This is a genomic window from Jiulongibacter sp. NS-SX5 (genome assembly GCF_052828545.1).
The window spans coordinates 125,004-147,146 of sequence record NZ_CM128248.1; the positions used below are offsets into that span (position 1 = coordinate 125,004).

General features: G+C 37.4%; 27 protein-coding genes. 6 read left to right on the forward strand and 21 right to left on the reverse strand.

Annotated elements, in window-relative coordinates; genetic code table 11:
• Positions 1-2: 2 nt before the first annotated feature.
• The gene (locus ACUXV0_RS00380; RefSeq protein WP_446191070.1) at positions 3-2,075 is read left to right on the forward strand and encodes a hypothetical protein; all 2,073 of its coding nucleotides are present in this window, start codon (positions 3-5) and stop codon (positions 2,073-2,075) included.
• Positions 2,076-2,246: 171 nt separating this feature from the next.
• Positions 2,247-3,239 carry a Gfo/Idh/MocA family protein gene (locus tag ACUXV0_RS00385; RefSeq protein WP_446191071.1) on the forward strand — a complete coding sequence of 331 codons (993 nt, stop codon included), beginning with the start codon at positions 2,247-2,249 and terminating at the stop codon, positions 3,237-3,239.
• Between the two features lies 1 nt (position 3,240).
• Here the strand turns inward: ACUXV0_RS00385 and ACUXV0_RS00390 are convergent, their stop codons facing one another.
• Together ACUXV0_RS00390 and ACUXV0_RS00395 are read right to left on the reverse strand one after the other, a co-directional pair.
• On the reverse strand, positions 3,241-3,363 hold the full coding sequence (locus ACUXV0_RS00390; RefSeq protein WP_446191072.1) for a hypothetical protein: 123 nt from the start codon (positions 3,361-3,363) through the stop codon (positions 3,241-3,243).
• Positions 3,364-3,425: 62 nt separating this feature from the next.
• Positions 3,426-4,886, reverse strand: coding sequence for an arginine decarboxylase (locus ACUXV0_RS00395; RefSeq protein ID WP_446191073.1), 1,461 nt, complete (start codon positions 4,884-4,886; stop codon positions 3,426-3,428).
• Between the two features lie 156 nt (positions 4,887-5,042).
• Between ACUXV0_RS00395 and ACUXV0_RS00400 the strand changes: the two genes are divergently transcribed.
• Positions 5,043-6,497 (forward strand): UDP-N-acetylmuramate--L-alanine ligase, encoded by a 1,455-nt coding sequence (locus ACUXV0_RS00400; RefSeq protein ID WP_446191074.1) that lies wholly within the window; start codon positions 5,043-5,045, stop codon positions 6,495-6,497.
• Here the strand turns inward: ACUXV0_RS00400 and ACUXV0_RS00405 are convergent.
• The 12 genes from ACUXV0_RS00405 to ACUXV0_RS00460 form a co-directional block, all read right to left on the reverse strand.
• Positions 6,481-7,038: a DNA-3-methyladenine glycosylase I gene (locus tag ACUXV0_RS00405; RefSeq protein WP_446191075.1), complete on the reverse strand. Its 558-nt coding sequence runs from the start codon at positions 7,036-7,038 to the stop codon at positions 6,481-6,483. The two genes, ACUXV0_RS00400 and ACUXV0_RS00405, sit on opposite strands and share 17 nt — an antisense overlap.
• 82 nt (positions 7,039-7,120) lie before the next feature.
• A complete protein-coding gene (locus tag ACUXV0_RS00410) occupies positions 7,121-8,035 on the reverse strand; it encodes an alpha/beta hydrolase fold domain-containing protein (RefSeq protein WP_446191076.1) in 915 nt (304 codons plus the stop codon).
• Between the two features lie 216 nt (positions 8,036-8,251).
• Complete coding sequence (locus ACUXV0_RS00415) at positions 8,252-8,773, reverse strand: DinB family protein (protein WP_446191077.1); 522 nt, start codon at positions 8,771-8,773, stop codon at positions 8,252-8,254.
• Between the two features lie 148 nt (positions 8,774-8,921).
• Positions 8,922-9,212, reverse strand: coding sequence for a YciI family protein (locus ACUXV0_RS00420; protein WP_446191078.1), 291 nt, complete (start codon positions 9,210-9,212; stop codon positions 8,922-8,924).
• Positions 9,213-9,268: 56 nt separating this feature from the next.
• Complete coding sequence (locus ACUXV0_RS00425; RefSeq protein WP_446191079.1) at positions 9,269-9,754, reverse strand: DUF1203 domain-containing protein; 486 nt, start codon at positions 9,752-9,754, stop codon at positions 9,269-9,271.
• 62 nt (positions 9,755-9,816) lie between these two features.
• The gene (locus tag ACUXV0_RS00430) at positions 9,817-10,632 is read right to left on the reverse strand and encodes a bifunctional helix-turn-helix domain-containing protein/methylated-DNA--[protein]-cysteine S-methyltransferase (RefSeq protein ID WP_446191080.1); all 816 of its coding nucleotides are present in this window, start codon (positions 10,630-10,632) and stop codon (positions 9,817-9,819) included.
• 278 nt (positions 10,633-10,910) lie between these two features.
• The gene (locus tag ACUXV0_RS00435; protein WP_446191081.1) at positions 10,911-11,738 is read right to left on the reverse strand and encodes an alpha/beta hydrolase; all 828 of its coding nucleotides are present in this window, start codon (positions 11,736-11,738) and stop codon (positions 10,911-10,913) included.
• 195 nt (positions 11,739-11,933) lie between these two features.
• Positions 11,934-12,305: a hypothetical protein gene (locus tag ACUXV0_RS00440; protein WP_446191082.1), complete on the reverse strand. Its 372-nt coding sequence runs from the start codon at positions 12,303-12,305 to the stop codon at positions 11,934-11,936.
• Between the two features lie 236 nt (positions 12,306-12,541).
• A complete protein-coding gene (locus tag ACUXV0_RS00445; protein ID WP_446191083.1) occupies positions 12,542-14,002 on the reverse strand; it encodes a serine hydrolase in 1,461 nt (486 codons plus the stop codon).
• A 102-nt stretch (positions 14,003-14,104) separates the two neighbouring features.
• The gene (locus ACUXV0_RS00450) at positions 14,105-14,644 is read right to left on the reverse strand and encodes a helix-turn-helix domain-containing protein (protein WP_446191084.1); all 540 of its coding nucleotides are present in this window, start codon (positions 14,642-14,644) and stop codon (positions 14,105-14,107) included.
• Positions 14,645-14,810: 166 nt separating this feature from the next.
• Complete coding sequence (locus ACUXV0_RS00455) at positions 14,811-16,058, reverse strand: glycoside hydrolase family 27 protein (protein WP_446191085.1); 1,248 nt, start codon at positions 16,056-16,058, stop codon at positions 14,811-14,813.
• Positions 16,059-16,433: 375 nt separating this feature from the next.
• Entirely contained in the window at positions 16,434-16,811 is a 378-nt protein-coding gene (locus ACUXV0_RS00460) for a DoxX family protein (protein WP_446191086.1), read from the reverse strand.
• Between the two features lie 116 nt (positions 16,812-16,927).
• Between ACUXV0_RS00460 and ACUXV0_RS00465 the strand changes: the two genes are divergently transcribed.
• Positions 16,928-17,302 carry a winged helix-turn-helix transcriptional regulator gene (locus ACUXV0_RS00465; RefSeq protein ID WP_446191087.1) on the forward strand — a complete coding sequence of 125 codons (375 nt, stop codon included), beginning with the start codon at positions 16,928-16,930 and terminating at the stop codon, positions 17,300-17,302.
• A gap of 147 nt (positions 17,303-17,449) precedes the next feature.
• On the opposite strand, the gene ACUXV0_RS00470 is transcribed toward ACUXV0_RS00465, so the two are convergent.
• The 4 genes from ACUXV0_RS00470 to ACUXV0_RS00485 form a co-directional block, all read right to left on the reverse strand.
• Positions 17,450-18,271: a hypothetical protein gene (locus ACUXV0_RS00470; RefSeq protein ID WP_446191088.1), complete on the reverse strand. Its 822-nt coding sequence runs from the start codon at positions 18,269-18,271 to the stop codon at positions 17,450-17,452.
• Between the two features lie 159 nt (positions 18,272-18,430).
• Positions 18,431-19,300: a cation diffusion facilitator family transporter gene (locus tag ACUXV0_RS00475; RefSeq protein ID WP_446191089.1), complete on the reverse strand. Its 870-nt coding sequence runs from the start codon at positions 19,298-19,300 to the stop codon at positions 18,431-18,433.
• A 171-nt stretch (positions 19,301-19,471) separates the two neighbouring features.
• The gene (locus tag ACUXV0_RS00480; protein ID WP_446191090.1) at positions 19,472-19,771 is read right to left on the reverse strand and encodes a type II toxin-antitoxin system RelE/ParE family toxin; all 300 of its coding nucleotides are present in this window, start codon (positions 19,769-19,771) and stop codon (positions 19,472-19,474) included.
• A complete protein-coding gene (locus tag ACUXV0_RS00485; protein WP_446191091.1) occupies positions 19,764-20,012 on the reverse strand; it encodes a type II toxin-antitoxin system ParD family antitoxin in 249 nt (82 codons plus the stop codon). Before ACUXV0_RS00485 ends, ACUXV0_RS00480 begins: the two co-directional genes overlap by 8 nt.
• Before the next feature lie 238 nt (positions 20,013-20,250).
• On the opposite strand from ACUXV0_RS00485, the gene ACUXV0_RS00490 reads away from it, so the two are divergent.
• Both ACUXV0_RS00490 and ACUXV0_RS00495 read left to right on the forward strand, forming a co-directional pair.
• Entirely contained in the window at positions 20,251-20,370 is a 120-nt protein-coding gene (locus ACUXV0_RS00490; protein WP_446192826.1) for a hypothetical protein, read from the forward strand.
• 59 nt (positions 20,371-20,429) lie between these two features.
• Positions 20,430-20,735: a hypothetical protein gene (locus tag ACUXV0_RS00495; protein ID WP_446191092.1), complete on the forward strand. Its 306-nt coding sequence runs from the start codon at positions 20,430-20,432 to the stop codon at positions 20,733-20,735.
• On the opposite strand, the gene ACUXV0_RS00500 is transcribed toward ACUXV0_RS00495, so the two are convergent.
• The 3 genes from ACUXV0_RS00500 to ACUXV0_RS00510 form a co-directional block, all read right to left on the reverse strand.
• On the reverse strand, positions 20,712-21,653 hold the full coding sequence (locus tag ACUXV0_RS00500; RefSeq protein WP_446191093.1) for a hypothetical protein: 942 nt from the start codon (positions 21,651-21,653) through the stop codon (positions 20,712-20,714). The genes ACUXV0_RS00495 and ACUXV0_RS00500 overlap by 24 nt on opposite strands.
• 265 nt (positions 21,654-21,918) lie before the next feature.
• Positions 21,919-22,032, reverse strand: a complete 114-nt coding sequence (locus ACUXV0_RS00505) for a DUF4287 domain-containing protein (protein ID WP_446192827.1) — start codon at positions 22,030-22,032, stop codon at positions 21,919-21,921.
• Entirely contained in the window at positions 22,017-22,136 is a 120-nt protein-coding gene (locus ACUXV0_RS00510) for a DUF4287 domain-containing protein (protein ID WP_446191094.1), read from the reverse strand. The genes ACUXV0_RS00505 and ACUXV0_RS00510 overlap by 16 nt, the downstream gene beginning before the upstream one ends.
• Between the last annotated feature and the right edge of the window lie 7 nt (positions 22,137-22,143).

Below are 22,143 nucleotides of genomic sequence, written 5' to 3' on the forward strand. Positions count from 1 at the left end.
TCATGAAAAGAGAACGAATTTTATTATTCTTTTGTGTTCTGGCCTCCTTTACGGCCAAAGCCCAGATTTTTGGAAACCTGATTCCAAATCAAAGGGCTGTAAGTGGAAAGGACGGTAATTATGTATTTCTGATAGATGAGCAATACATGCTTCAGAATGCCGGCAGATTTCCTGATTATTATGAAAAGCATCCTTCTTTGACCGTCAAAAGAAGCACTGATGGCAGTCCGTTTGTTCTTTTTGATACATTAAAGCCTGTAGAATCAATCACTGAAATAGATGAAATCTTCGGTGCAGGGTCTGCCGAAAGTATTCTGAAGGACACCATTTCTTTCAATTTAAAATCAGAGGAAGAATTGATTGCGATGTTCCAAAATCCTGAGAGTGATTTTAAACATCTCTATTTTAAGCCAATTGAGATATTGAGATCTGTGGGGCAATTGTACGTTGACAAGAATGTAGAAAAAGGGAAGTCGTATAAATATCAATTCATCTGGTCAGATACGCAAAAGTTAGCTGCAGAAGCTGAAGTGACTTATGGGGAAGAGAACCCCCTTTTAGATCCGATAAAGCTTAATTTTAATCAATTATCGGTTCAGTCTATTGATTCATTGGTAAGCGGCCAGTGGTTTAGATTAAAGGTGGAGAATTTCAGTGTACAGGGCATAAATGTTTACGGCAAGACACAAGGGGAATCAGAATTCCAGCTACTGGATACACAAAAGCCAAGATATTTAAATGATACGTTACTTGCCGGAGCATATATTAAGACCAAACCCTTCTCTGTTTGGAAGGTCTTTGTTAGGCCTGTGGATATTGTAGGTAATGAAGGAATTCCATCTGATACAGCCACCTTAATTGCTATTTCAAAAGGTACGTTACCTTATGTGAAAAACTTCACAGCTAAAGACACCACTTCCGGGGTCTATCTTTCCTGGGATCATTTGCCACGCCAGCCATACCTGAGTGGGTATTTATTATCCCGCGAAAAAGATGATCATAGCTTCGAGGTAATAGATACTATTGCCTTTAATACCAATTATTATCTCGATTTTCAGGTAGAGAATGGCAAAGCGTATAACTATGAAATCCAAGGACTGCCAAGTGTGGTGAGTAATCTAAGATTGAGAGATTTTGTAGGTGTAAGAGCGTCTTCTAATTTTAAAAACAAGGAAAGAATTTTGCCGCCTCAAAATCTGACGGTAAAACAGGAGGGAGACCATTTTTTAGTACACTGGTCAAAAGTGGAGGATGAAGACCTCATAGGTTATGAGCTCATGATGTCTACTGAAGATATTCCTGAAAGGTATACTTCTGTCGTAGGTATGATTTCAGATACGGTGGCTATTGATAGTATTGATTTACGTGATTTTGATACGCAAACCAGGTATTATGCGGTAAAAAGTATTGCCTATAATCTCAGCAGGAGCGTTCTCTCAGAATCTGTCACCATTACACCAGTAATTAATCAAAAACCTGAGAGACCTGAGGGACTTACACTATCTGCATCATCTGCAGGTATTCACCTTAAATGGACAGGCCCTCTTAGAGATTTGGGAGAGTTAAAAGGTTATAAAATTTACAAGAAGAAGGCAGGCGAGTCTTTATATTATCCATTAGACACATTAGTAATCAACGAGGAGTTTGTGGACGTCGAGGTAGATGCCGGGCAATCTTATTATTATGAAGTAACAACCATTAATAGATTTGACCTAGAAAGCCCTCCGTCACTTTCTCAAGAAAAAACGGGCAAAGCTCTCTTTATAGCTAAACTAGATAATTCGCTGTCTAAAGTTTTTTATAGAAATATCCCCGGTGCGATAGAAGTTTCGTGGCTTGTGCCTGAAAATTCTGAAATAAAAGAGATTCTGATTTACAGAATGCTTGCCAACTCTCCGGGAGAAGAATACAAGATGATTGCCAATATTTCAGCCGAAAAAGTGAGGTATTGGGATAAAACAGCCGAAACCGGTCAGGTGTATCAATATGCCGTTGCTTGCAGACTTTCTGATGGAACTCTTACGGATTTGGAACACCCAGGGCTACTTAGTCGAAATGAGATAGAAGAAGAGTAACAGGTTTATCTAAAGGCCGTAGTCCTATACCTTCTTATCCATCGGTGTATACAAATCCTGTAAGAAAATGTATTTTTGACTTTTAATACATGGTTTTGGTATTGCCTTCACACAAATAGCCTACTAAACCTATGTACTTTAGTGGCTAATACAATGTCAAATTATTGAACTATGGAAAAGGTGAAATGGGGTATCATTGGAGTAGGGGATGTTTGTGAAGTGAAAAGTGGTCCTGCTTTTCAAAAGGCCAAAAACTCTGAGCTGGTGGCCGTGATGAGACGTACTGGAGAGAAGGCAAAGGATTTTGCCGAACGGCATGGAGTACCCAAATGGTATGATAAAGCCGAAGATTTGATTACAGATCCTGATATTAATGCCATCTATATTGCCACACCTCCTGTAGGACATGAGTCATATACAAAAATGGCCGCAGCTGCCGGTAAACCAGTTTACGTGGAGAAGCCAATGGCCCGAACTCATCAGGAGTGTCTGAATATGATTGAGGCCTGTGACAATGCTCAAGTACCATTATTTGTGGCTTATTACAGAAGAGCACTACCTAATTTTTTGAAGGTCAAAGAATTATTAAAAGAAGGTGTGATTGGTGATGTTCGCTTTATTGATGTCAAAGTCCATAAAACCAATATTGGTGATGTACTGGCAGAAGGAGGTAACTGGCGTACAGACCCTGAAACGGCAGGAGGTGGTTACTTTTTTGATCTGGCTTCTCATCAGTTTGACTTCCTGGATTACCTTTTCGGACCAGTCATTGATGCCTCAGGTTTTGCTCGCAATTCTGGTGGACTGTATAAGGCAGAAGATACAGTGGTGGGCAACTTTCACTTTGTCAATGGCGTAATTGGTCTCGGAAGTTGGTGTTTTGCGGTAAACAAGAAATCTGAAATTGAAAGAACTACCATTTACGGTTCAGAAGGCCGCATTGAGTTCTCTTTCTTTGAAGATTCATTGGTATACCTTCATATCAATGGTCACAGACCAAAGAGATACAGTTTTGATATGCCAAAGCATATTCAACAACCCCTTATTGAGACGATCGTCCAAGATTTAGTTAATGGAACGTCTAAATGCCCTTCCACAGGCGTGAGTGCAGCCAGAACCAATAAGGTTCTGGAACAAATATGTCAACGAGTAGACCTGCTGTAAATTAAGCTTTTACGGTTTCAGCAGGTGTTGCTTGAGTAGAACTATACGCAGGACACTGCTTTTTTGAGCAAGAGCTCAAGGCTACGGTTCCAAGAAATAATAGGATAGCTACTTTAAGTTTCATCTTTACGTGTTAAGTCTATTTATGGCTTACAGTTCAAAAAACGAACCAAAATTACAGATATTTTATTTGGCCCTCAGATTCTCCTCGTCTGTGATGAGTCTTTCCGGCTTTGATCGCTGACTTCTGTAACCTAAGATTTTCATCATTGATTCTGCATCCTGCTCTTCAGCAAAAAGCTCTGTAGTCAGGTTACCTTCAGAGTCTTGACCCACCAAAACGTGCTTGGTAGCGGGGATCAGACAATGCTGAATACCGCCATAGCCACCCAACGATTCCTGATAGGCTCCCGTATGGAAGAACCCGATGTACTGCTCATCAATAGCCTCATCAAACATAGGAAGATAGAGGTCCTCTGAGTGTGCTTCCGTATTATAATAATCTGCTGAGTCACAGGTGAGTCCGCCCAGGTTTACCTTGGTATACGGTAGCCCCCAGTTATTAACAGGCAGCATGATATACTTTTGACCTATACCCCATGAATCTGGTAACTGCGTGATGAAAGAACCATCGATCATATACCAAAATTCGCGATCATTCTGTTGTTTGATATCAATAACCTTATAAAGCGTAGCACCGCTTTCACCTACGGTATAGCTTCCAAACTCGGTATAGATATTTGGTACAGGAACGTTGTTCTTATTACAGATCCATTGGATGTTTTCAATGATTTCATCAATCATGCCTTGGTAGTCATAATTGAATACTACTGAGGTCTGGATCGGCATTCCGCCACCAATATCAATGCTGTCTAACTCAGGACAGATCTTTTTCAGCTCGCAGTATTTAAACATAAAACGCGTAAGCTCAGACCAGTAGTAAGCCGTGTCCTTAATTCCAGAATTGATAAAGAAGTGAAGCATTTTAAGTTTAAAACGCTTGTTGGGCTTGATCTTTTCCAGATAAAGCTCATCTACATCTTTGTAACGAATACCAAGCCTGGAAGTATAGAAAGGGAAATTAGGCTCTTCATCGGTAGCAATTCTAATGGCAATCTGCACCTCTTCTGGCTGATCTACGTGCTCCAGATAATGGTCTATTTCATCCAGGTTATCAAGACAAGGCACCAGGTTCACAAAACCGTCATTCAGCATTTCTGAAATGTACTCCAGATACTGCGGTCTTTTATGACCGTTACAGATGATATATGTGTTTTTACTGATTTTGCCTTCTTCATAGAGAGTTTTGATTATAGGCATATCAAAAGCTGAAGAAGTTTCCAGATGAATTCCATTCTTCAATGCCTCCTCCAACACAAACTTAAAATGAGAAGATTTGGTACAATAACAGTAGGTGTAATTGCCCTTGTAATTGTATTTTTTGATGGCGTTCCTAAACATCATTCGTGCATTTTCTATATGCTCCGTGATTTTAGGTAAGTAGGTTATTTTCAGTGGAGTGCCGTACTTTTCGATGATCGGCATCAGAGGAACATTATTAAACAGCAGGTTGTTTGATTCATCAATTCCGAATTCTCTGGTTGGAAATTCAAAAGTCTGCTGAATCAGGTCAATATATCTTTTCATTCTGTGTTTGGTTTAGCCTCACGGCTAAGTTCTCATTTTGTTATTGGCTTTGCCACTGAAAATACTACGTGCAAATGTGCAGATAAATTCAGAAATTGCAATCGATTTGATGCTCTCCGGAGCATATTTTTTCGCAATTCAGTATAGACCTTATACATGTCAACAAACCCACAGAAAGTTCATTTTATTGCCGTAGGAGGTGCCGTAATGCACAATTTAGCCCTGGCACTTGCCAAAAAAGGATATCAGGTGACCGGCTCAGATGATGAAATATATGATCCGGCTAAATCAAGACTTGAAAACGCCGGCATTCTTCCTCAAAATATTGGCTGGGATGAATCCAAAATAACCGATGATCTGGATGCTGTCATTCTGGGGATGCATGCCCGTAAGGATAATCCCGAATTGCTGAAAGCTCAGGAAAAAGGAATCAAGATTTACTCTTTCCCGGAGTACGTTTATGAGCAGAGCAAAGAAAAGCAACGTATAGTAATTGCTGGTAGCCATGGCAAAACCTCCATTACCAGTATCATTTTACATGTTTTGAAATATTACAACCGTAATTTTGACTACCTCGTAGGTGCACAGATTGAAGGTTTTGACTTAATGGTGAAACTGACCGATGATGCCCCGACTATCATCATTGAAGGTGACGAATACCTTTCGTCGGCTTTAGAAATGAAGTCAAAATTCCTGTTTTATCACCCTCATATTGCTTTATTCTCTGGTATTGCCTGGGATCACTTTAATGTCTTCCCAAAATTTGAAGATTACGTAAAAGCGTTTGAAGAATTAGCCGAAGGTATGCCTAAGGCCGGAGCCATTGTCTTTGATGAAACAGACAATATGGTGGACGTTATCTGCGAAAAGGAGAGAGCAGACGTAGCGAAACTGCCTTACGGTGCTCATCCTTATGAGGTGAAAGATGGTGTTTCTTATCTCATCACTGAGAAAGGGAAGGTGCCTTTGAAAATCTTTGGGGAGCATAATATGAAAAATCTTCACGGTGCTAAAAAGGTACTGGAAAGGTTGGCTATCACTGAGGATATGTTCTATGAAGCTATTCAGACGTTCAGCGGTGCGGCTAAACGATTAGAAAAGTTGGGATCTAATGCTCATACGCAGATCTACAGAGATTTTGCTCATGCCCCTTCTAAAGTAGAGGCCACTACCAAGGCAGGAAAAGAATTACAACCGGACAGGGAGCTGATCGCCTGTTACGAGCTGCATACGTATAGTAGCTTGAATAAGGATTTTCTTCCTCATTATGCTGATAAGCTCAATGCTGCAGACAAAGCTGCTGTTTTCTACAGCCCGCATACACTTGAGATTAAGAAAATGCCAGCTATTTCTGCGGAAGAAATCAAGAAGGCTTTCGGGAGAGAAGATATTGAGGTGTTTACCCAAAAAGAAGAGCTGGAGAACTATCTGAAGGCTCAAAACTGGTATGAAAGTAATCTCCTTCTAATGTCATCAGGTACATTTGGAGGCTCTGATTTAAATAAGCTTACTGAAATGGTGCTGGCTTTGCCTACGAATAAAAAGGAGAAAGCTAAACCTGCAGCAAAGAAGGGTAGTGTACTCGGTAAACTCTTTAAGAAGAAGTCTTAAACGAAAAGTCGAAATCGGCTCGGAGCTGCTCTATTTCGGCGTATTTAGGGCAGTCTTTATCATGTGGTGTGGGTAAGTATCCGCTGCTTTGCAAAAATTCATTGACGATCTCACCACCTACAAATTTGAATTGCTTTTTGAAAATTTTCACCCATTCCTCTTTGCTTTTGGGGTAGTGGCTCAGTATCCAATTCTTAAAAGAGCCAAACTCTTTCTGCAGCTCAATTATTTGCTGAGCATTATGAATGGCAGCGTTTACTTTCAGTTTATTTCTGATGATGCCGGCGTTATTGAGTAATCTAGACCTGTCTTGTTCTGTATAGGCAGCTACTTTTTCAATCACGAATTCGTCAAAGGCTTCCCTGAAGTTCTCTTGCTTTTTGAGGATGGTATCCCAGGAAAGCCCCGCTTGATTGATCTCAAGTACTAACCTTTCAAAAAGCTCACGATCACTTTCTATTGGGTGACCATAATACTTATCATGATAAATTCTATGAACGTTATCTTCGGGTAAGCCCTGACAAAAGGTACAGTATGACATGTTTTACTTTATGTGATGAGATCACTCAGTTTGAAAGGTCTGTTAATAGGTTTTTAATTAACCTAAATGAATCTAGTTAAAGCTATCCTACATCTGAGTTTGATCGGATAAAATTAACGATAATTTGTCTGTAAATACTGTGCTCTTCGAAGGACAAGTTCCTCCAAAGACCTCCGTGAGATAGGTCATAAGCGTAGACGACTTGCATTTTTCTAAATTCAGTGGTTCGTACCTTCTCTTCAAAAAGCTTTGAGTAGTTGTACATATTATTATCACTTATGACTAATAGAGGGATTGACAGATTTTGAAGATATGATATTGGTGACGCTTGTTTGAATATTTCTTTTCCTTTGCCAAAAACTGCTTCAACATGGAGCACACCTAATTCAGGTCTGGAACTATTGGAAAGAACATTAAAATAGTCAACGATGTCGTAAGTCCCTGAGACAGGTATCACTCCTTTAAATATTTCAGGTGAAAGCCCAACTTCATTGAGGTAAGAATTGTCTAAGCTTATTAATGCCGATAGATGCCCACCTGAGGAATATCCACCAATAAAAAATTGATCTCTTTCATATCCATACTTTTGGGCATTATTAAACAACCATTTTACTGCAGAAGCCACATCCTGAACATGTTTTGGATGTTGAATTCCCCTGTTCAAAGTTGAATCTCGCCATATAGCCGGACTTAATCTATGTCCTATACTAGCCACAGCTATTCCTTGAGAGGCCAATTTACCAGCCAGGTCCATTTCCTGATTTTTATCACCATATGACCAAGCTCCGCCCCCAATCCATATAAGCAGCGGAATATTTCCTTTTTTAATCGGTAACACCAGATTTAATGACTGGAGGGTATCTGAATGAGATAAATCCTCGGTCATGTAGGAAATATCTTTGTGCTGAATGACTTCAAAACTTTTACTCGTTTGACAAAAAGAGCTCTCAATGCCCAGAAGTAGAATTGAAAGTAAAACAATTAGAATCTTTTTCATCACAGCATATTTTGTTCAAACGAAACTATAAACTTCGAATATCGAAGTAGAGTAAGAGAAGAACTGTAAGGTTTGACTTCTTCTTGACTCTATAATTTCTTCTAATTTATTCATTTACAGAAGGATACTCAATAAATCGGCGGTGTTTATCGTAGCACCGTGATTAGTTATAGCAGCAAAGTCTTCATTGAAATAATGGCTGTTATATTCTGCTAACTATTTCAAAACACCTAAATAATTAACCCATGGGCCAACTTCCGACTTGTACTGCTTGGCCATAACCCTCGATATTTGGGCTATGTGTCCTAAATCATGAACAGCCCAAGTAGCAATTAATTGTTTCAAAGTTACTTCTCCGAATTCCGGATGAATTCCTGTTTTGATCAAGTCTTCAGCACCTATGTTCATCAAATCCAATTCATTGAGATTTTGCTCTCTCAGTATTTTAAACTCACTTATCAGCTCATGAATTGGCCTATTTTGAACGTCATTGAGCTGAGCGAACCTATCAAAGGGAATAAATTCTTTGTTTTCACCATCACTCAAAATGATCTTGATTCGGACGAGCCAATCTGTTTTCTCACCATAGATCATATGCCCTAATACATCATATGGACTCCATGTATTTTCCCCTTCATTATTCTCAATCCACTCTTTGGATAGACCATGCAAAAGTGACTTTATCACTTCGGGTGTTCTCTTTAAGATTTCTTTTGATTTATCCAGTTCAAATTCCATGGGCATCGCTCACCTAAAGCTTCTTTTGAAAATCGAGTATAATTTACGAAATCTATATTTTAGAATTCCTTTAAGATAAAATAAGGCTAATAAGCATTGACTTTTTTGAGGTCCGGTTTAGAAAGAAACCATGTTTTTGTTGCCTTACTTAGCCTTCAACTAAGAACTCCAATTCTTTACAAGTTTTGGTGGGAATGAACTCTGTCAGTTCGTAATTGGCTAGATTATTTTGATGGAAGGGATCTTCGGCTACTATCTTTTCCAGCTCCGACTTTGATTTAACATTAGAAAGAATAATTCCACCAGTTCTTGGGACTTTTCTGCCTGAAGCAAGGAAATTTCCCAGAGAGTATTGTTCATTCAGGAAAGCAATATGCTCATTTAGGAATTCGTCTATTTTTTCAAGTGCGGAGGTATACGTTAAGTTGATAATAAACATTTAAACTGGTTTTGAGTGTTAGATTTCTTCTCGTTTGGCTCACATTAGAACCCATCTTAGGCCAATACCTTCTCTGATCTGTTAATTTGACAATTATAACAGCCAGGGCCGGCATTGTGAACTTGAATATACAAGGCCTTTTGATTTTTAAATACGTCCTGAATTTCCTTTTTCAGGATGCTCCCGTGGACTGTCCGAGCATCGATCATCATTGCATCTTCATTATAAATTCGAAGCGATAATAATCTGTGTTCGAGCATCACAGGGATTTCGTTGATCTCCAAGTTGGCCTTCGTTACATTCTTTCTAACGAAAATGGGTCCGGATGCTCGGTACGGCGATTCAACTTTATGGTGTTCGTAAGGAAACAGTATCACTTCTTCACCAATATGGGCGTCTTCCAGACTTAGCCTACAAGGGAAACCCGGTTTCTCGTCGACTACCATTATTACGGCACCGATTTTCTTAAGTTCGTCTTCATCCAAATCGAAGAGATTTTGAAAGTCTTCATTGATGGCTGTAATTCTAAAATTTGTGTCCATTGTTTACTTTTACGCAAAGATTTTCAATGTTCGCAATTCTCGCAATCCGCTTCTTGCTATGATTAAAGATTTGCAAATTCAAAGCCGTTGATAATCTCCTTTCTGATCGGGCTCCATTTGTAATTGCCGAATTCGCCGCCGCTTTTTATGATACGATGGCAGGGGATCAAGTAGGCTATTGGATTTTTACCAATGGCCGAGCCCACAGCCCTTACGGCACCTTGATTGTCAATTAATGAGGCGATATCGGAATAAGTAGCCAGATGAGATGTGGGTACTTTCAAAAGTGCTTTCCATACCTGAACCTGAAATGGAGTGCCGATCAAGTCAAGTCCTATGTGTTGGTCAGGAATTTGCCAGGTGTTAAAGTATTCCTGGACTTTCTGTCCGTTGAATCCGAGACCAGTTTTGAAATTAGCATGTTCAAATTTTGCGAACAGGCCTTCTTGGTTTCCTTCGAATTCTATGGAAGATATTCCCTTTTCCGTTTCAGCAATTATGGCCTTACCAAAAGGAGTGTCAATGCTATCTACCCAAACCTCAATGTTTCTTCCTCGATTGCGGAATTCACCCGGAGTACAGGATTCTATTTTTAGAAATAAGTCGTGAAGTCTTCCGTTTCCGGAGAGGCCAATTTCATGCGAAGTGCTTAGTGTCGATTGACCTTTTTCTAAAAGTTTTTTCGCTTTTTCTATGGTCAGAAATTGCAAAAAGTCCTTTGGGCTTACACCGACATATTTCCGAAATGTTCTTTGTAAATGAAACTTACTCAGGTTGACATGATTCGCAACTTGATCTAAGGTCGGCTGTTCGGTTTGATGATCCCGAAGATATTGTATTGCTTTTGCAATGGTCTCGTAGTGAAAGCTCTGTTCCATAAATCAAATGTCATGCTCTACAGCTAGATATACAATCCGATTATTGCTGAGTATCAGTAATGGTTGTCTCTTATTTCAGGCAAATGCAATTTTAAGCTTCAAACTTCCGTAGTGATTAAGCTACTTCACTTTTCATAATTGGAAAATAATTCAGCTTCCTAGGAGATTAATCAGTTGCAAAAAATGAGCAATTAAAGGCTTTGGTTTAGTCGCTGAAAAGAATAAATAGCAAAGAAGAAAACGATTGATTGTGTTTATCAATTTAGACTTAGTACGGCCTACTTTTTTTGTTTAAAGATCTTTTCAAACGCTTCATAAACAGCAATGTGCAGGGCATCACCGTGCGATTTGTTTTCAAAGAACTGATAGAATAATCTTGTATTCTGTTGTTGGTCTTTTTTGAGCTTTTCATAAAGCTCTTTTGCTGTGCGTTCCATGACCTCACCCTCTTTGCCGCCGGCGATATAAATCGACTTTTCAGAGTTATAGCTAACGGGGCTTACGTCTAGAAGTTTTTCATCATCCCACCACAAACTAGGACTTACGATTATGTAATTATCGAAGAGATCTGGCTTCTTGAATAGGATTTCTGTTGCCAAAAGTCCGCCAAGTGACTGCCCGATAAGGGTTTTTGTTTCTGATGTTCTATATTCTGACTCAATAAGGGGCTGCAATTCTTTTTCCAGAAAGGAAATGAAAGTTTCAGATTTGCCAGAGGTGGGAAACTCCTTTTGGTCAAGTTCATTCTGGGAAGGGTAAGTAAAATCCCTTTTTCGATCTACATTACCTATGCCAACCACTATGGATTCCGGAATCATATTTATCCAGGAAAAAGAGCCAAATTGTACGATACCAGAAATATGGATGTAGTCCTCATCTTTTGAGCCGTCGAGCAAATAGATGACGGGATAGGTTTTAAGGCTATCCTCTGAATAGCTTTGAGGCAGATATATATTCAAATCTCTTACTTCATCTAAGATTTGAGATTTAACCTTTATAGCCTTACCTATTGAAAAATCTGTTTCACTAACTTTTTCACCTAAGGCTTGGCTGAACGCAGTTTGAACAGTGGTGATTAGAAGTATCGTGAATATGATTTGTTTCAATTTTATGTTCAAGTCTGCCATAAAGTTTTGAGTGTTTTCCAGAATTTTTCCCCCAAATTAGAGTCTTAGTGAGGGACTCTGCTAAGGTAGAGAAAAAGGAACCTTGTTCTTTTTTGAAAGCAATGTCTCTGAAAGATATTCTCTCATCAAGTTTTTTGATTCTTCCCTGGACCATAAAATTCATTTTGGTACAAACTACCCAATGTAAACGCCTCCATTTTCTGTTAATTGAGCAATTCTAACAGCCTCAAGGCCATTCAATAGTCTAAACTTAAATGAGTTTAGATCTAAGTTTAATTCATTCGTAATTATGGTAAAACTTTCTATCACCAATTCAATTTCATTCTTTAATTTTTGAAGACTTTCTCCTTCCGCGTAAATGTCTTGCGTTGAAAGAGAACTCAGCAATTCACAGTTCAACTTTTTGAGGATTGGTGAACCCCAAACGGTTACCCTCCAACTTTCTGTCCCGAATAAGTCATTAAATGGTTCTTTGATTTGATCACTTAGAGCCAGTAATTGATCAGAATCACTATCGCGTTTATATGGGTATACAATTAAACTCATTTTTATCGGCTTCCATGCCCTTGTATTGTCAGTTCCGTTATCACTTAAACGAAGTTTCCATATGGGTCACAGCAAAGCCACGTGTTAGTCACAAAAGTCAAACTTTAGGTAAACTGTTCATAATGAAAATCACACTTGAATATCTGTAAAAATAAAACGTATCGAAAAGAAGGCTTATTCTTTTCTTAAAGCGGATTACTCCTCAAGCTACCGATGCAATTTTAAGTAACGTTTTTCTATCTCTTATTCCATAATTCGTTTCCCAGGTAAAGTCGATTCGAGAGTAATTCTTCGTAGATATTATTGACCTTATCTCCATTTAAAAAAATTAAATAGCCGTTTTTCGATTTTGGAAACCATATGGCCAAAGTGCTTACACCTGGGTCTTTTCCAGTGTGAAGCAGAGCAAATTCATCATCACTGAACTCTGTTAAAATCTCCCAACCTAATCCGAAAAAATCATTTTCTCCGAGTTGAACCTGCCTGGCTATCATTTCTTGATATAACTTTTCAGAAAGATCTGCTTCATTGATGACGTATTCTAAAAACTTTCCGTAGTCTTCAACAGTAGTTAAAAGGTTTGCTGCAGCATTAGCTTCATAATATTTTTCAGTTTCTATTTTTTCGCCGTGCTCATCGAAGTTCTGAGCATATCTGGTTTCATCCATTTCATTATCCCACCAAAAGCGGGTATCTGTCATACCAAGAGGTTCAAAAAGAAATTCTGTGGCAAGCTCTTCAAGGCTTTTGCCAAGTTTGTATTCAATAGCTTTTCTTAAATACTCAAAACCTTCTCCCGAATATTGATATTTCGTTTGTGGGTCAAACTCAAAAAACAGTTTGTTTGCCTCTGTCATATACCGCCAATTGGGAAAGCCTGTTTGATGTGTTAAAATGATTTTTGGTGTCAGTTTCTGATGCCTTTTGTCATTCTTAATATCGGGGTCAATCCAATATGGATGTAGAGGTTCATTTAGATCCAGCAATCCTTTATCGATTAGTTTTAATACAGTCAAAGCAAAAACTGGTTTTGTAAGAGAAGCTACTTTGAAGATAGCATTATAAGGTGCAGTTCTTTGTAGGTCTAATGTTCCGTAAACCTCAATTTTAGTCAATTTGCCACTTTCGATGATTCCAATACCCAAAGCAGGAACATTATTGTCTTTTAATATCTGTTCAATACGTTGCTTTTCATTTACAGCAATATCATTTTGATGGTCATAACTTAAGACTTCACTTAATTTCCAGAGGCCATTATCCAGAAGCCAAACATGAGTGAATTTTGCCGTACTAGTCCAAACATCATCTTTATCCAATTCCCGTAAATAGAAATGATGAATTCCTTTTTGGATGGCACCGTATAGTTTCCCGTTATTATAAAGAGGGAAAACTTGCAGACTATTGGTATCTACTTTTCGAATTGGTTTTTTCTCCGAATCGGAACAAATGTATTTTTGAGTATTCTCGAAGAAGGAATTTTTATCTTGGAATCCACTTTGATCGTGGTAAAATTTTAAGTCTTCGGCTATGCGACTTCCTAAATAATCTAAATCACATTGGTTAAACCCACGTTCAAAGAAAACATTGTCTTGATTCAAAAGTTCGATAAATAAATCTGACTTTTTATCTGCTTGTGCAAGGGCACAATTAATAGATAAAGCAAGAAAAGCTATACAGGAGAGAATTTGTTTTGTCATTAGAATAATTTCTTTCCACAAAAGAACTTATCCTGTTGATTTACAACATAAAAAGCTACCCGCCAATAGCCCGACAATATCCCGCCATCGTCTAATTAGGGCTCAAATTAGATTAAAACTCAACCTAAAATACAGTTTGCTTTTTTTGTCTATCTCTGCAGTATTTCTGAGGATGATAAACACATTTGACAAAACCAGGAAGACCATTACAACTAACATAAACCTGTTCCCTAGTGAAAACCAATTTTTCATAAAGGAGCTTAGCATAAAAATAATGGCAGCCAGAATCAGCCATATAATTTGAATTGAAACAATCTGTTTGGCCACCGGATTGAACTGTTTTTTGGTAAACATTAGAATCAGCGGTATTACAATATTGGCAGGTGGGATTACAGTAAATGGCAATGCAGAAAGGTTGATAATCTTGATTAAGCTGTAGTTAATTTCAAGGTGGGTTTCTGCTTTTTCGAGCAATTCATTTTCCTTTACTCCTAAGGTCTTTGCCAATATTTTAAGTGTTTGTCCTTTAGGCTCTTTCCCAGATTCAATACGCTGTATGGTTCTCACAGAGATCCCCGATTTTTCAGAAAGTTCTTCCTGTGTCAAGTTCAGCTTTTCTCTATTCTTTTTTAGTATCGACATAGGGATAAGGAGTGGTTTTCTTAAATGATGATAACGGTCAGTATATGAAAAGTAGGCGACTACGAAGTACGAAACTTTCGATGAAGTACAAAGTTATCTATGAACCCGAAGCTTCGATTTTAGCATTAACTACGTTATTTTTATTTCTTTCGTCTTTAGCTTTAAACTATTTATCGGCATACTGAAATACATTAAAGGGAAGTGCCTTTCCATTAACTTTTAATGCCACAACGCCGTGAGGTGTAATTTCTTTACTTATCTCTGGGGACGTTGTGACAGCAAACTCCTCCTTAGTCCATAAATCTTTTGCTGAGTAGCCCCCTTTTATATCCAGACCTATCTCCGCTATATTAAAACTAAAATTCTGTGAATCATTTGACCTGTTTAAGATAGCTACGGCTATTTCTCCACTCATTGAAGATACTAAAGGTTTTGCCCAGACTTCTACACTGTCATTTTGGATAACCCTCCGTGCCTGATAAACAAACGATGATTGGTTGATGTCAATAAGCTCCCTATTGGTAATGATAGATAAAGTTTGCTCAGTAGTATTCATTAAATCGTTACCTAAAATCAATGGAGAATGCATAAGACACCACATCGTAAATTGTGCCTTATCTTCTTCATAGGTCATTCCGCGTCCTACCTGTAACATATCCATATCATTATAATGTCCTTTAGAGCAGTACATCCATAAATCTGCATTGGTATCAATTGTTCTTAAAATCGAATTGAAGTTGGCACGTAGATCTCCATTGATTCGCCATGAATGGGCTAAATTGGTAACCCATTGACCTGGAAATTGCCAGCGACATACATTATAAACTACATCAGGTTTTATTTTTCGTGCCATTTCAGCGATATACGTATACCTTGATTCTTCATCCAGGTTGAGCCAATTACCGCCACACCAATCAACTTTTAAAAAGTCGTAATTCCACTCTTTTAAGAATAGGTTTAGGTCTTGCTGTTCATGACCATAAATACCATTACCAACACTTATGGTGTCTTGATCATAGTAACATCCACAGGTATTGATACCGGCATCTGTATAAATACCCGCCTTTAATCCGTTTGCGTGAATGTAATCGGCAAGACTTTTCATCCCTGAGGGGAAGCGTTCAGGATGAAAGAGAAGATTCCCTTTTTCATCACGACCACCAAAGTAACCATCATCTAAATTGATAAACTGATATCCAAAATCTGTAAGACCTAAGTCAACCAAAGCATCAGCTTGTGCCTTGATAATGTCTTCGTTTATATTGACATGATAATTGTTCCAGCTTGCCCAGCCCATTATGGGAGGTTGAAAGTGATCAATATCATTAGAATTTAGTTTGTTTTCAGGGTTACGGCATGATGACAGTATCAATATGATTATTGATAGCCAATATAGATTTGTGTGTTTTGTCATTTTATACTTCTATCAAATTCTAATAAGGTACTAAAATAACAAATTCATAAAGGAGCATTGGCCAAAAAAGACTCTTTTGCAAACTTTGGTTTGTTGGGCTGGCATGCAGCGGATTGCATATGTGTTCTTTTGTGGAGGGTGTTTTTCTTTTAGAGTATCAATGTGTCCGGTTGGTGGTTCTTTACAATTGCGAGAATAGTCTCATATTTACGTCAGCTACGGATTTATGCTATGGTTTTACGGTTAGGTACTGTAAATTAGTGTACAAAAAAGCCATAGCTCTTACTCCGCTATGGCTTATATTCATTGGTGGTAGTAGTGTTTTTAACAAACTATTAAGTTTAGTTTTTTACTAACCACATTTAAATCTCTTTGTTAGTTTTCTATCATTGGTTTGTACTTGTTCCAATTATCTACAATAGCCCAGATATTAATTGCCAACATTACCAATACGATTCCTATAGTTGACATATCAAGGACCAGATGATGTATAAAAATTCCTATCATAACTGGAAGAATCACGATTGCACCTAAGGCTCTTGTTTTTGGAATGGCAATTAGAATACCACCGATTATTTCGACTATAGCCACAAGTGGAAGAATCCATTTTATTGTCATAAATCCACCCATTATTTGTGTCATTTCTTCAGACATTTCAGGCATTGGCATATAGTTGAAGAATTTGTTTAGCCCCGAATTAACCATCATTAATCCGAAAAGGATACACAGTACTGTAAGAATCTTTTTTTTCATTTACTGTCGATTGTTTTTGTTAATAATTACGCAAAATTAGTTATTATTGGTTACTAATAGTTATCAGTTACCTTTTGGTAATCACTTACTTTTAAGTAATCAGTTGATCAATCGAGATGAAAAAAAAAGAACATAAGGAATGTACCTCAGCATTATTACCTGTGAGAGATACATTGGACGTAATTGGTGGAAAATGGAAACTTTTAATTCTGATTTCAGTTTGGGAAGGAAACAAGCACTTTAGGGAAATTGAAAGAAGCATTCCCAGGTTAAGCACTAAAGTTTTATCAAAAGAGTTGAAGGAATTGGAAGCAAATCAGTTGATAACTAGAACTGTCTTAAACGGTTATCCTGTCAGAACCGAGTATAAACCTACAGAACATTCTAAAACGCTGAAGAAAGTCATTTTGGAATTGCAGAATTGGGGTATAAAACACAGAAAACAAATTTTTGGCGAAAAGTCTGAAAAAGATATTTCAGTAGGAGTGTAGAATGAGTTGGGTTTAGATGGCTGGTAACGGTATCGGCGTTTGAAACGTAGAGGATTTTCTGCCAAAATAATCATCCCGGAAAACCAAATATGGATAGCAAAGAAAAGTCAACCAACCGCCAAAACGAGTGTGCTTTAAGACGCTGTGTTAGTGGTCGAGATTTAACTTTATTTTTTCTTCGTATTCAACTTTTATTGGAATTTCAATACGTGACCTAATCTTATTATTATGCTGTAAAGGTTGCCAAATATTGTTCTTACTTTTCAATGCTTTCTCAAATTGCTTTTCTAACCATTTGTCTCCATTTATTTCTTCAACTAATACATTTTCAACCTTTCCATTTTCTGAAATTTCAAATGAGGCATTTAAGAATCTTGTATCAGATACTTTAAATGTTTTTGCTGAATAATATATTTCGTTTACAAAAAGATCACAAAAGCGGTCATAACTTTGAAATTGCGGAGATATCAATTGGTTTACTTTAGAATCTGATTTAATAAAATATGAACGTGGTATTATCACTGTCTTATCAGCATAAACCAATTTTCTATAATTGAGAATTAATGTATCACATTGGTAACTAGCAATAGAATCTGAATTTAATGAAGGTGCATATAATCTAGAGTAGGTTATAATTCTATCATTCTCTTCTATTAGTTTCAATTTCATTATATTCTTGGTGATTTCAAGTATTTCATAATTGGCATAATTAATGGTCAATTTGTTACCACTAATAGAGTATTTATATTCTTTTCCTTTATCAAATGGTTTCCATAATGAAAAGCATTTTAGATTTTCTTTGAAATCAAATATAAATTGAGGGTTTTTCAATTCACTCCCAGAAGCATCAACTAATTTTATTGAAACCCAATCACCAAGAATTAAATTTTCATATTGCTGTGAAAAAGCAACTTTCAAATTTCCAATAAGAGTAAAAATTAAAATAATTGGAAGTGATTTTCTGATCATTGCTAAGTTAAAATATTACCGCTAACGGTTGGTATATGAAAAGTAGGCGATTTCGAAGCACTAGATTTTCGGTTAAGCACAAACTTTGATACGAGCCTAAAAAATTGATTTTATTACTATTTCGCCTATTTTATATACATTGTTGTGTGCTGCCTTTTTTTATTCATTCGGTTCAATATGAATTAGAACGTGTCCTAAATTCGGTATTTCTTTTCTTAAATGGTCTTTTAATTGATGTGAAATATCGTGTCCTTTTTTAACAGAAATTTCTCCATCAACTATTGCGTGTAAATCAACGTGGTAATTCATTCCTGCTTTTCGTATAAAACATTTTTCTGTTCCAACAACACCTTTGACTTTTATAGATTCCGCTCGAATTTCCTGCAATAAATCGTCATACAAATGTTCATCCATAATTTCTCCTAAAGCTGGTCTGAAAATCAAGTAGCTATTGTAAAGAATAAAAGCAGAAGCCAATAAAGCTGCCCAATCATCAGCCGTTTCATAGCCTTTACCGAAAATTAAAGCGATAGAAATTCCAATAAATGCCATAACAGAAGTTATTGCATCACTTCTGTGGTGCCAAGCATCTGCTTTGAGAGAAGAACTATTGGTCTCTTTACTTTTATTAATTACAATTCTAAATGACACTTCTTTCCATATAATAATTGCACCAAGCACTATCAAAGTCCAAGATTTAGGAACTTTATGAGGTGTCTGAATATTTTGAATGCTTTCATAAGCAATAATGGTTGCAGATGTTACAAGGAAAGCGACTACTAAAAAAGTTATTAGTGGTTCAATTTTTCCGTGGCCATATGGATGGTTTTCGTCTGCTGGTCGTTTTGCGTACTTTAAACCAAGTAGAACAAGTAGGGAAGAAAAAATATCGGCTGTTGATTCTATTGCGTCTGCAATGAGAGCATATGAATTGCCAAAGAATCCTGCAAGTCCTTTAATCAAAGCTAAACTGGTGTTTCCAATGATGCTAAAATAGGTAGTTCGTATTGCAGTTTGTTCGTTATTCATTTAGTTTTTCAGGTTGCACACAACGGTCTCGGCTATGAGTAGTTGGGTGGTTTAGCGGTTAATTTAGCAAGTACACGCCAAGCTAAAAATCCTCGTCCCGAAGGCTTTCGGGATTCAGAAGTAGGCGAAAACAAGCAATTACTTCTAGGCATTGTTGTGTGTAGTTTTTTTTTATTCAGTTATTCTGTTTTTCAAATCCATTTGTCCGTGTAAAATTCTCGTAATCTCAATCGGTAGGTTAATTCTTTTTCGGTAAAAAATGATATGTCGACTTGTTTTAAGTCCGAACAAGTCATTGGTTATTCCCTCGTAATTTTTTCCTAATTCAGGATTATTTGCAATGTCTTGGCAACTATCTAATAACAAATAATAATATCTGTCAGCTTGTTGTTCAGACCATTTTTCAAACGTGTATTCCCAAATTCCAGTTAAATCTTCAACAGCTTTGTTAGTCAGTTCATATCTAGCCATTTCTTTTATGCCTGGCTTTTAGTTCCTGAAGATTTTTTTCTGGGTCGAAATCGTGAGCAATTCCGCTATCAACTCCTTCTTGAATAGCGTTTCTTAATGCAATGACTTTATTTTCCTCATTTTCTAAAAGTCGAAGTCCAGCTCTTATTACTTCGCTAACGTTTTTGTATCGTCCGGCAGAAATTTGAGTTTGTACGAACTGGTCAAAATAATTTCCAAGTGATATAGATGTGTTTTTCATTTCGTTTTGATTTTAATCAAATATACCAAAATTTGGTAATAAAAATAGAACGGTAAATTTTCGGTCAATTTATTCACAATGGTTTCGGCTATGGGTAGTTGCGTGTTTTAGCAAAGTATACACCAAACTGAAAACCCGCGTCCCGAAGGCTTTCGTGATTCAGAAGTAGGCGAGAACAAACAATTACTTATAGCCATTGTGTGTGTCTGAAATGGTGCGGTCATGAAAGTTAGCCAAAATCAGAGAAGTGTATATAGGCTGGGTGAACAACTACCGATTGGCAAGTATTCACGGCAAGCTAAAAACGCTTGATTCATGGCTTAGAAACCGTCTGAGTTACTGTATCTGGTCCCGATAGTTATCGGGAGAAGAAGTCCGAACGGAAACGTAAGAACTTGATCAGACTTGGCGTAAATCATGTTCAAGCATACCGATGGAGCGGTACGCCGCCCGGTAGTACCAGAATTGGTGGGTGCACTGGGCGTGCCCGGCTGCTCAAAGTCCTATTATAAAGACTACTATCAGGGTAGAACGGTTAAAGAAAAGAGGATATCAAAGTATGGTGGACTACTACCTATCGCTCCAGCCGGAGATTCAGTGAACCGCCGTCTACAGACGGGCACGCCTAGTGCCGTACGTACGGTGGTGGGAGAGGTGTATTGGCAGTCACTTGGCTGTCAACCACCTACTCGATTAGGGTTAGTTTTTTATCCACTCAATTGAATTTTCAGACATCTTCCTATAATTGTGACCTACATTTTTAACCGTGTCTATTGTCCAGTTGAATGCCCATTCATTTTGTCCACTTGTTTTCTTGTTAGCATTGAAAAAATTGGTTCCGCGTTCAAGTCTGTGCTTTCCTTGTACCATTGCCAATTCCGTTGTTCTGAAAGTTCCTAAACTTGGGTCGTTATCAAGTTCGCCCAATAGTAAGACCAATTTTTTTTCGTATGCTTTTTTTAAATCTGGGTTTAGATTGACATCAGTATTACTTATTCCATACGGGAATTCCAGATTTTCGTCTGGAAAGGTGTAAAATCCTGAGTTTGCGGAAATAGCTGTTCTTATTCTTGATTCAGGCATAATCATTATCATTCTATGAACAAATTGTCCGCCAGCAGAATGACCGAAAATATCATAATGACTATTCGTAATACCGTTTACAGACTTGATGTGGTCGAATATGTTTTCAACTACCGTGTATGCCCATTCGCTTTTTGGGTTTTTAGTTCCAAAAAAGGAAAACAAATTTCCTTCTTGGTAATCGTTTGTTGTATATTTTGAAAATTTATTCTCGAATTCAGGTGCGACTATTAGTAGGTTGTTCATGTCAGCTAATTCTACCCAGGCATTTAGATAGTCATCCGCGTTTCTTCCTCCGCCGTGCATTACAAAAACTATTTTGTCTTTGTCATTCCAGTTTTCTGGTTTGTAAGTCCATACTTTAATCGATTTTCTCTCACTTTCTTTATGAGCATATATAACAAAAAAATCTATTCCGTTATTGATTTTTTGGGTTGCAGTAATTTTAGGTCCTTTTGGAAGTACATAGAGGTAAACATAACCTGTAATTGAAAGGAATAATAGGATTGAGAAAGTATATAAGATTATCTTTTTTAATGCTTTAAAAGTCTTTTTCACTTAATCTAAATATTTTGATTTCTCAAATCTAAATCTCTTTATTTAATTACAGAATTTTTTAATTCTGAACTGTTTTTTTTCGAGGACGAGTTGTTTTTTCAAATTAACCCTAACGGTCTCGGCTATGAGTAGTTGCGTGGATTAGGACTTAACTTTTCAAGTACGCACCAAGTTGGAAATTCCGCATCCCAAAGGCTTTCGGAATTAAGAAGTAGACTAGAACAAGCAATTTCTTATAGCCATTGATGGCAACTGGCTTTTTTTATTATGATTTTTTTCCTTTTGGTAAAGCATAAATTGCCATTGCGTGACCGTGTCCGAGTTCAAATTCTTGTTTTAACCAATCTGTTATTTGAGTTGCTTTTACTCCGTCTTTAATCTTACCGTTTTCAGTAAATCCTTTTTTTGGGCTAGCTCTTTAAAATCAGAGGGTGATTTTCCTGTTTTTGCTTGAATATTATCAAGATATGCTGGAAATGACATTTTGTAA

What these genes read in the sequence shown, in the direction of transcription:
- ACUXV0_RS00470 (WP_446191088.1), bottom strand. Translation starts at nt 18,271, where the DNA reads ATGATCAGAAAATCACTTCCAATTATTTTAATTTTTACTCTTATTGGA.
- ACUXV0_RS00465 (WP_446191087.1), top strand. Translation starts at nt 16,928, where the DNA reads ATGAAAAAAAAAGAACATAAGGAATGTACCTCAGCATTATTACCTGTG.
- ACUXV0_RS00455 (WP_446191085.1), bottom strand. Translation starts at nt 16,058, where the DNA reads ATGACAAAACACACAAATCTATATTGGCTATCAATAATCATATTGATA.
- ACUXV0_RS00405 (WP_446191075.1), bottom strand. Translation starts at nt 7,038, where the DNA reads ATGTCATACTGTACCTTTTGTCAGGGCTTACCCGAAGATAACGTTCAT.
- ACUXV0_RS00445 (WP_446191083.1), bottom strand. Translation starts at nt 14,002, where the DNA reads ATGACAAAACAAATTCTCTCCTGTATAGCTTTTCTTGCTTTATCTATT.
- ACUXV0_RS00420 (WP_446191078.1), bottom strand. Translation starts at nt 9,212, where the DNA reads ATGTTTATTATCAACTTAACGTATACCTCCGCACTTGAAAAAATAGAC.
- ACUXV0_RS00390 (WP_446191072.1), bottom strand. Translation starts at nt 3,363, where the DNA reads ATGAAACTTAAAGTAGCTATCCTATTATTTCTTGGAACCGTAGCCTTG.
- ACUXV0_RS00430 (WP_446191080.1), bottom strand. Translation starts at nt 10,632, where the DNA reads ATGGAACAGAGCTTTCACTACGAGACCATTGCAAAAGCAATACAATAT.
- ACUXV0_RS00400 (WP_446191074.1), top strand. Translation starts at nt 5,043, where the DNA reads ATGTCAACAAACCCACAGAAAGTTCATTTTATTGCCGTAGGAGGTGCC.
- ACUXV0_RS00485 (WP_446191091.1), bottom strand. Translation starts at nt 20,012, where the DNA reads ATGAAAAACACATCTATATCACTTGGAAATTATTTTGACCAGTTCGTA.
- ACUXV0_RS00440 (WP_446191082.1), bottom strand. Translation starts at nt 12,305, where the DNA reads ATGAGTTTAATTGTATACCCATATAAACGCGATAGTGATTCTGATCAA.
- ACUXV0_RS00480 (WP_446191090.1), bottom strand. Translation starts at nt 19,771, where the DNA reads ATGGCTAGATATGAACTGACTAACAAAGCTGTTGAAGATTTAACTGGA.
- ACUXV0_RS00495 (WP_446191092.1), top strand. Translation starts at nt 20,430, where the DNA reads ATGTTCAAGCATACCGATGGAGCGGTACGCCGCCCGGTAGTACCAGAA.
- ACUXV0_RS00410 (WP_446191076.1), bottom strand. Translation starts at nt 8,035, where the DNA reads ATGAAAAAGATTCTAATTGTTTTACTTTCAATTCTACTTCTGGGCATT.
- ACUXV0_RS00460 (WP_446191086.1), bottom strand. Translation starts at nt 16,811, where the DNA reads ATGAAAAAAAAGATTCTTACAGTACTGTGTATCCTTTTCGGATTAATG.
- ACUXV0_RS00475 (WP_446191089.1), bottom strand. Translation starts at nt 19,300, where the DNA reads ATGAATAACGAACAAACTGCAATACGAACTACCTATTTTAGCATCATT.
- ACUXV0_RS00385 (WP_446191071.1), top strand. Translation starts at nt 2,247, where the DNA reads ATGGAAAAGGTGAAATGGGGTATCATTGGAGTAGGGGATGTTTGTGAA.
- ACUXV0_RS00450 (WP_446191084.1), bottom strand. Translation starts at nt 14,644, where the DNA reads ATGTCGATACTAAAAAAGAATAGAGAAAAGCTGAACTTGACACAGGAA.
- ACUXV0_RS00425 (WP_446191079.1), bottom strand. Translation starts at nt 9,754, where the DNA reads ATGGACACAAATTTTAGAATTACAGCCATCAATGAAGACTTTCAAAAT.
- ACUXV0_RS00510 (WP_446191094.1), bottom strand. Translation starts at nt 22,136, where the DNA reads ATGTCATTTCCAGCATATCTTGATAATATTCAAGCAAAAACAGGAAAA.
- ACUXV0_RS00395 (WP_446191073.1), bottom strand. Translation starts at nt 4,886, where the DNA reads ATGAAAAGATATATTGACCTGATTCAGCAGACTTTTGAATTTCCAACC.
- ACUXV0_RS00380 (WP_446191070.1), top strand. Translation starts at nt 3, where the DNA reads ATGAAAAGAGAACGAATTTTATTATTCTTTTGTGTTCTGGCCTCCTTT.
- ACUXV0_RS00415 (WP_446191077.1), bottom strand. Translation starts at nt 8,773, where the DNA reads ATGGAATTTGAACTGGATAAATCAAAAGAAATCTTAAAGAGAACACCC.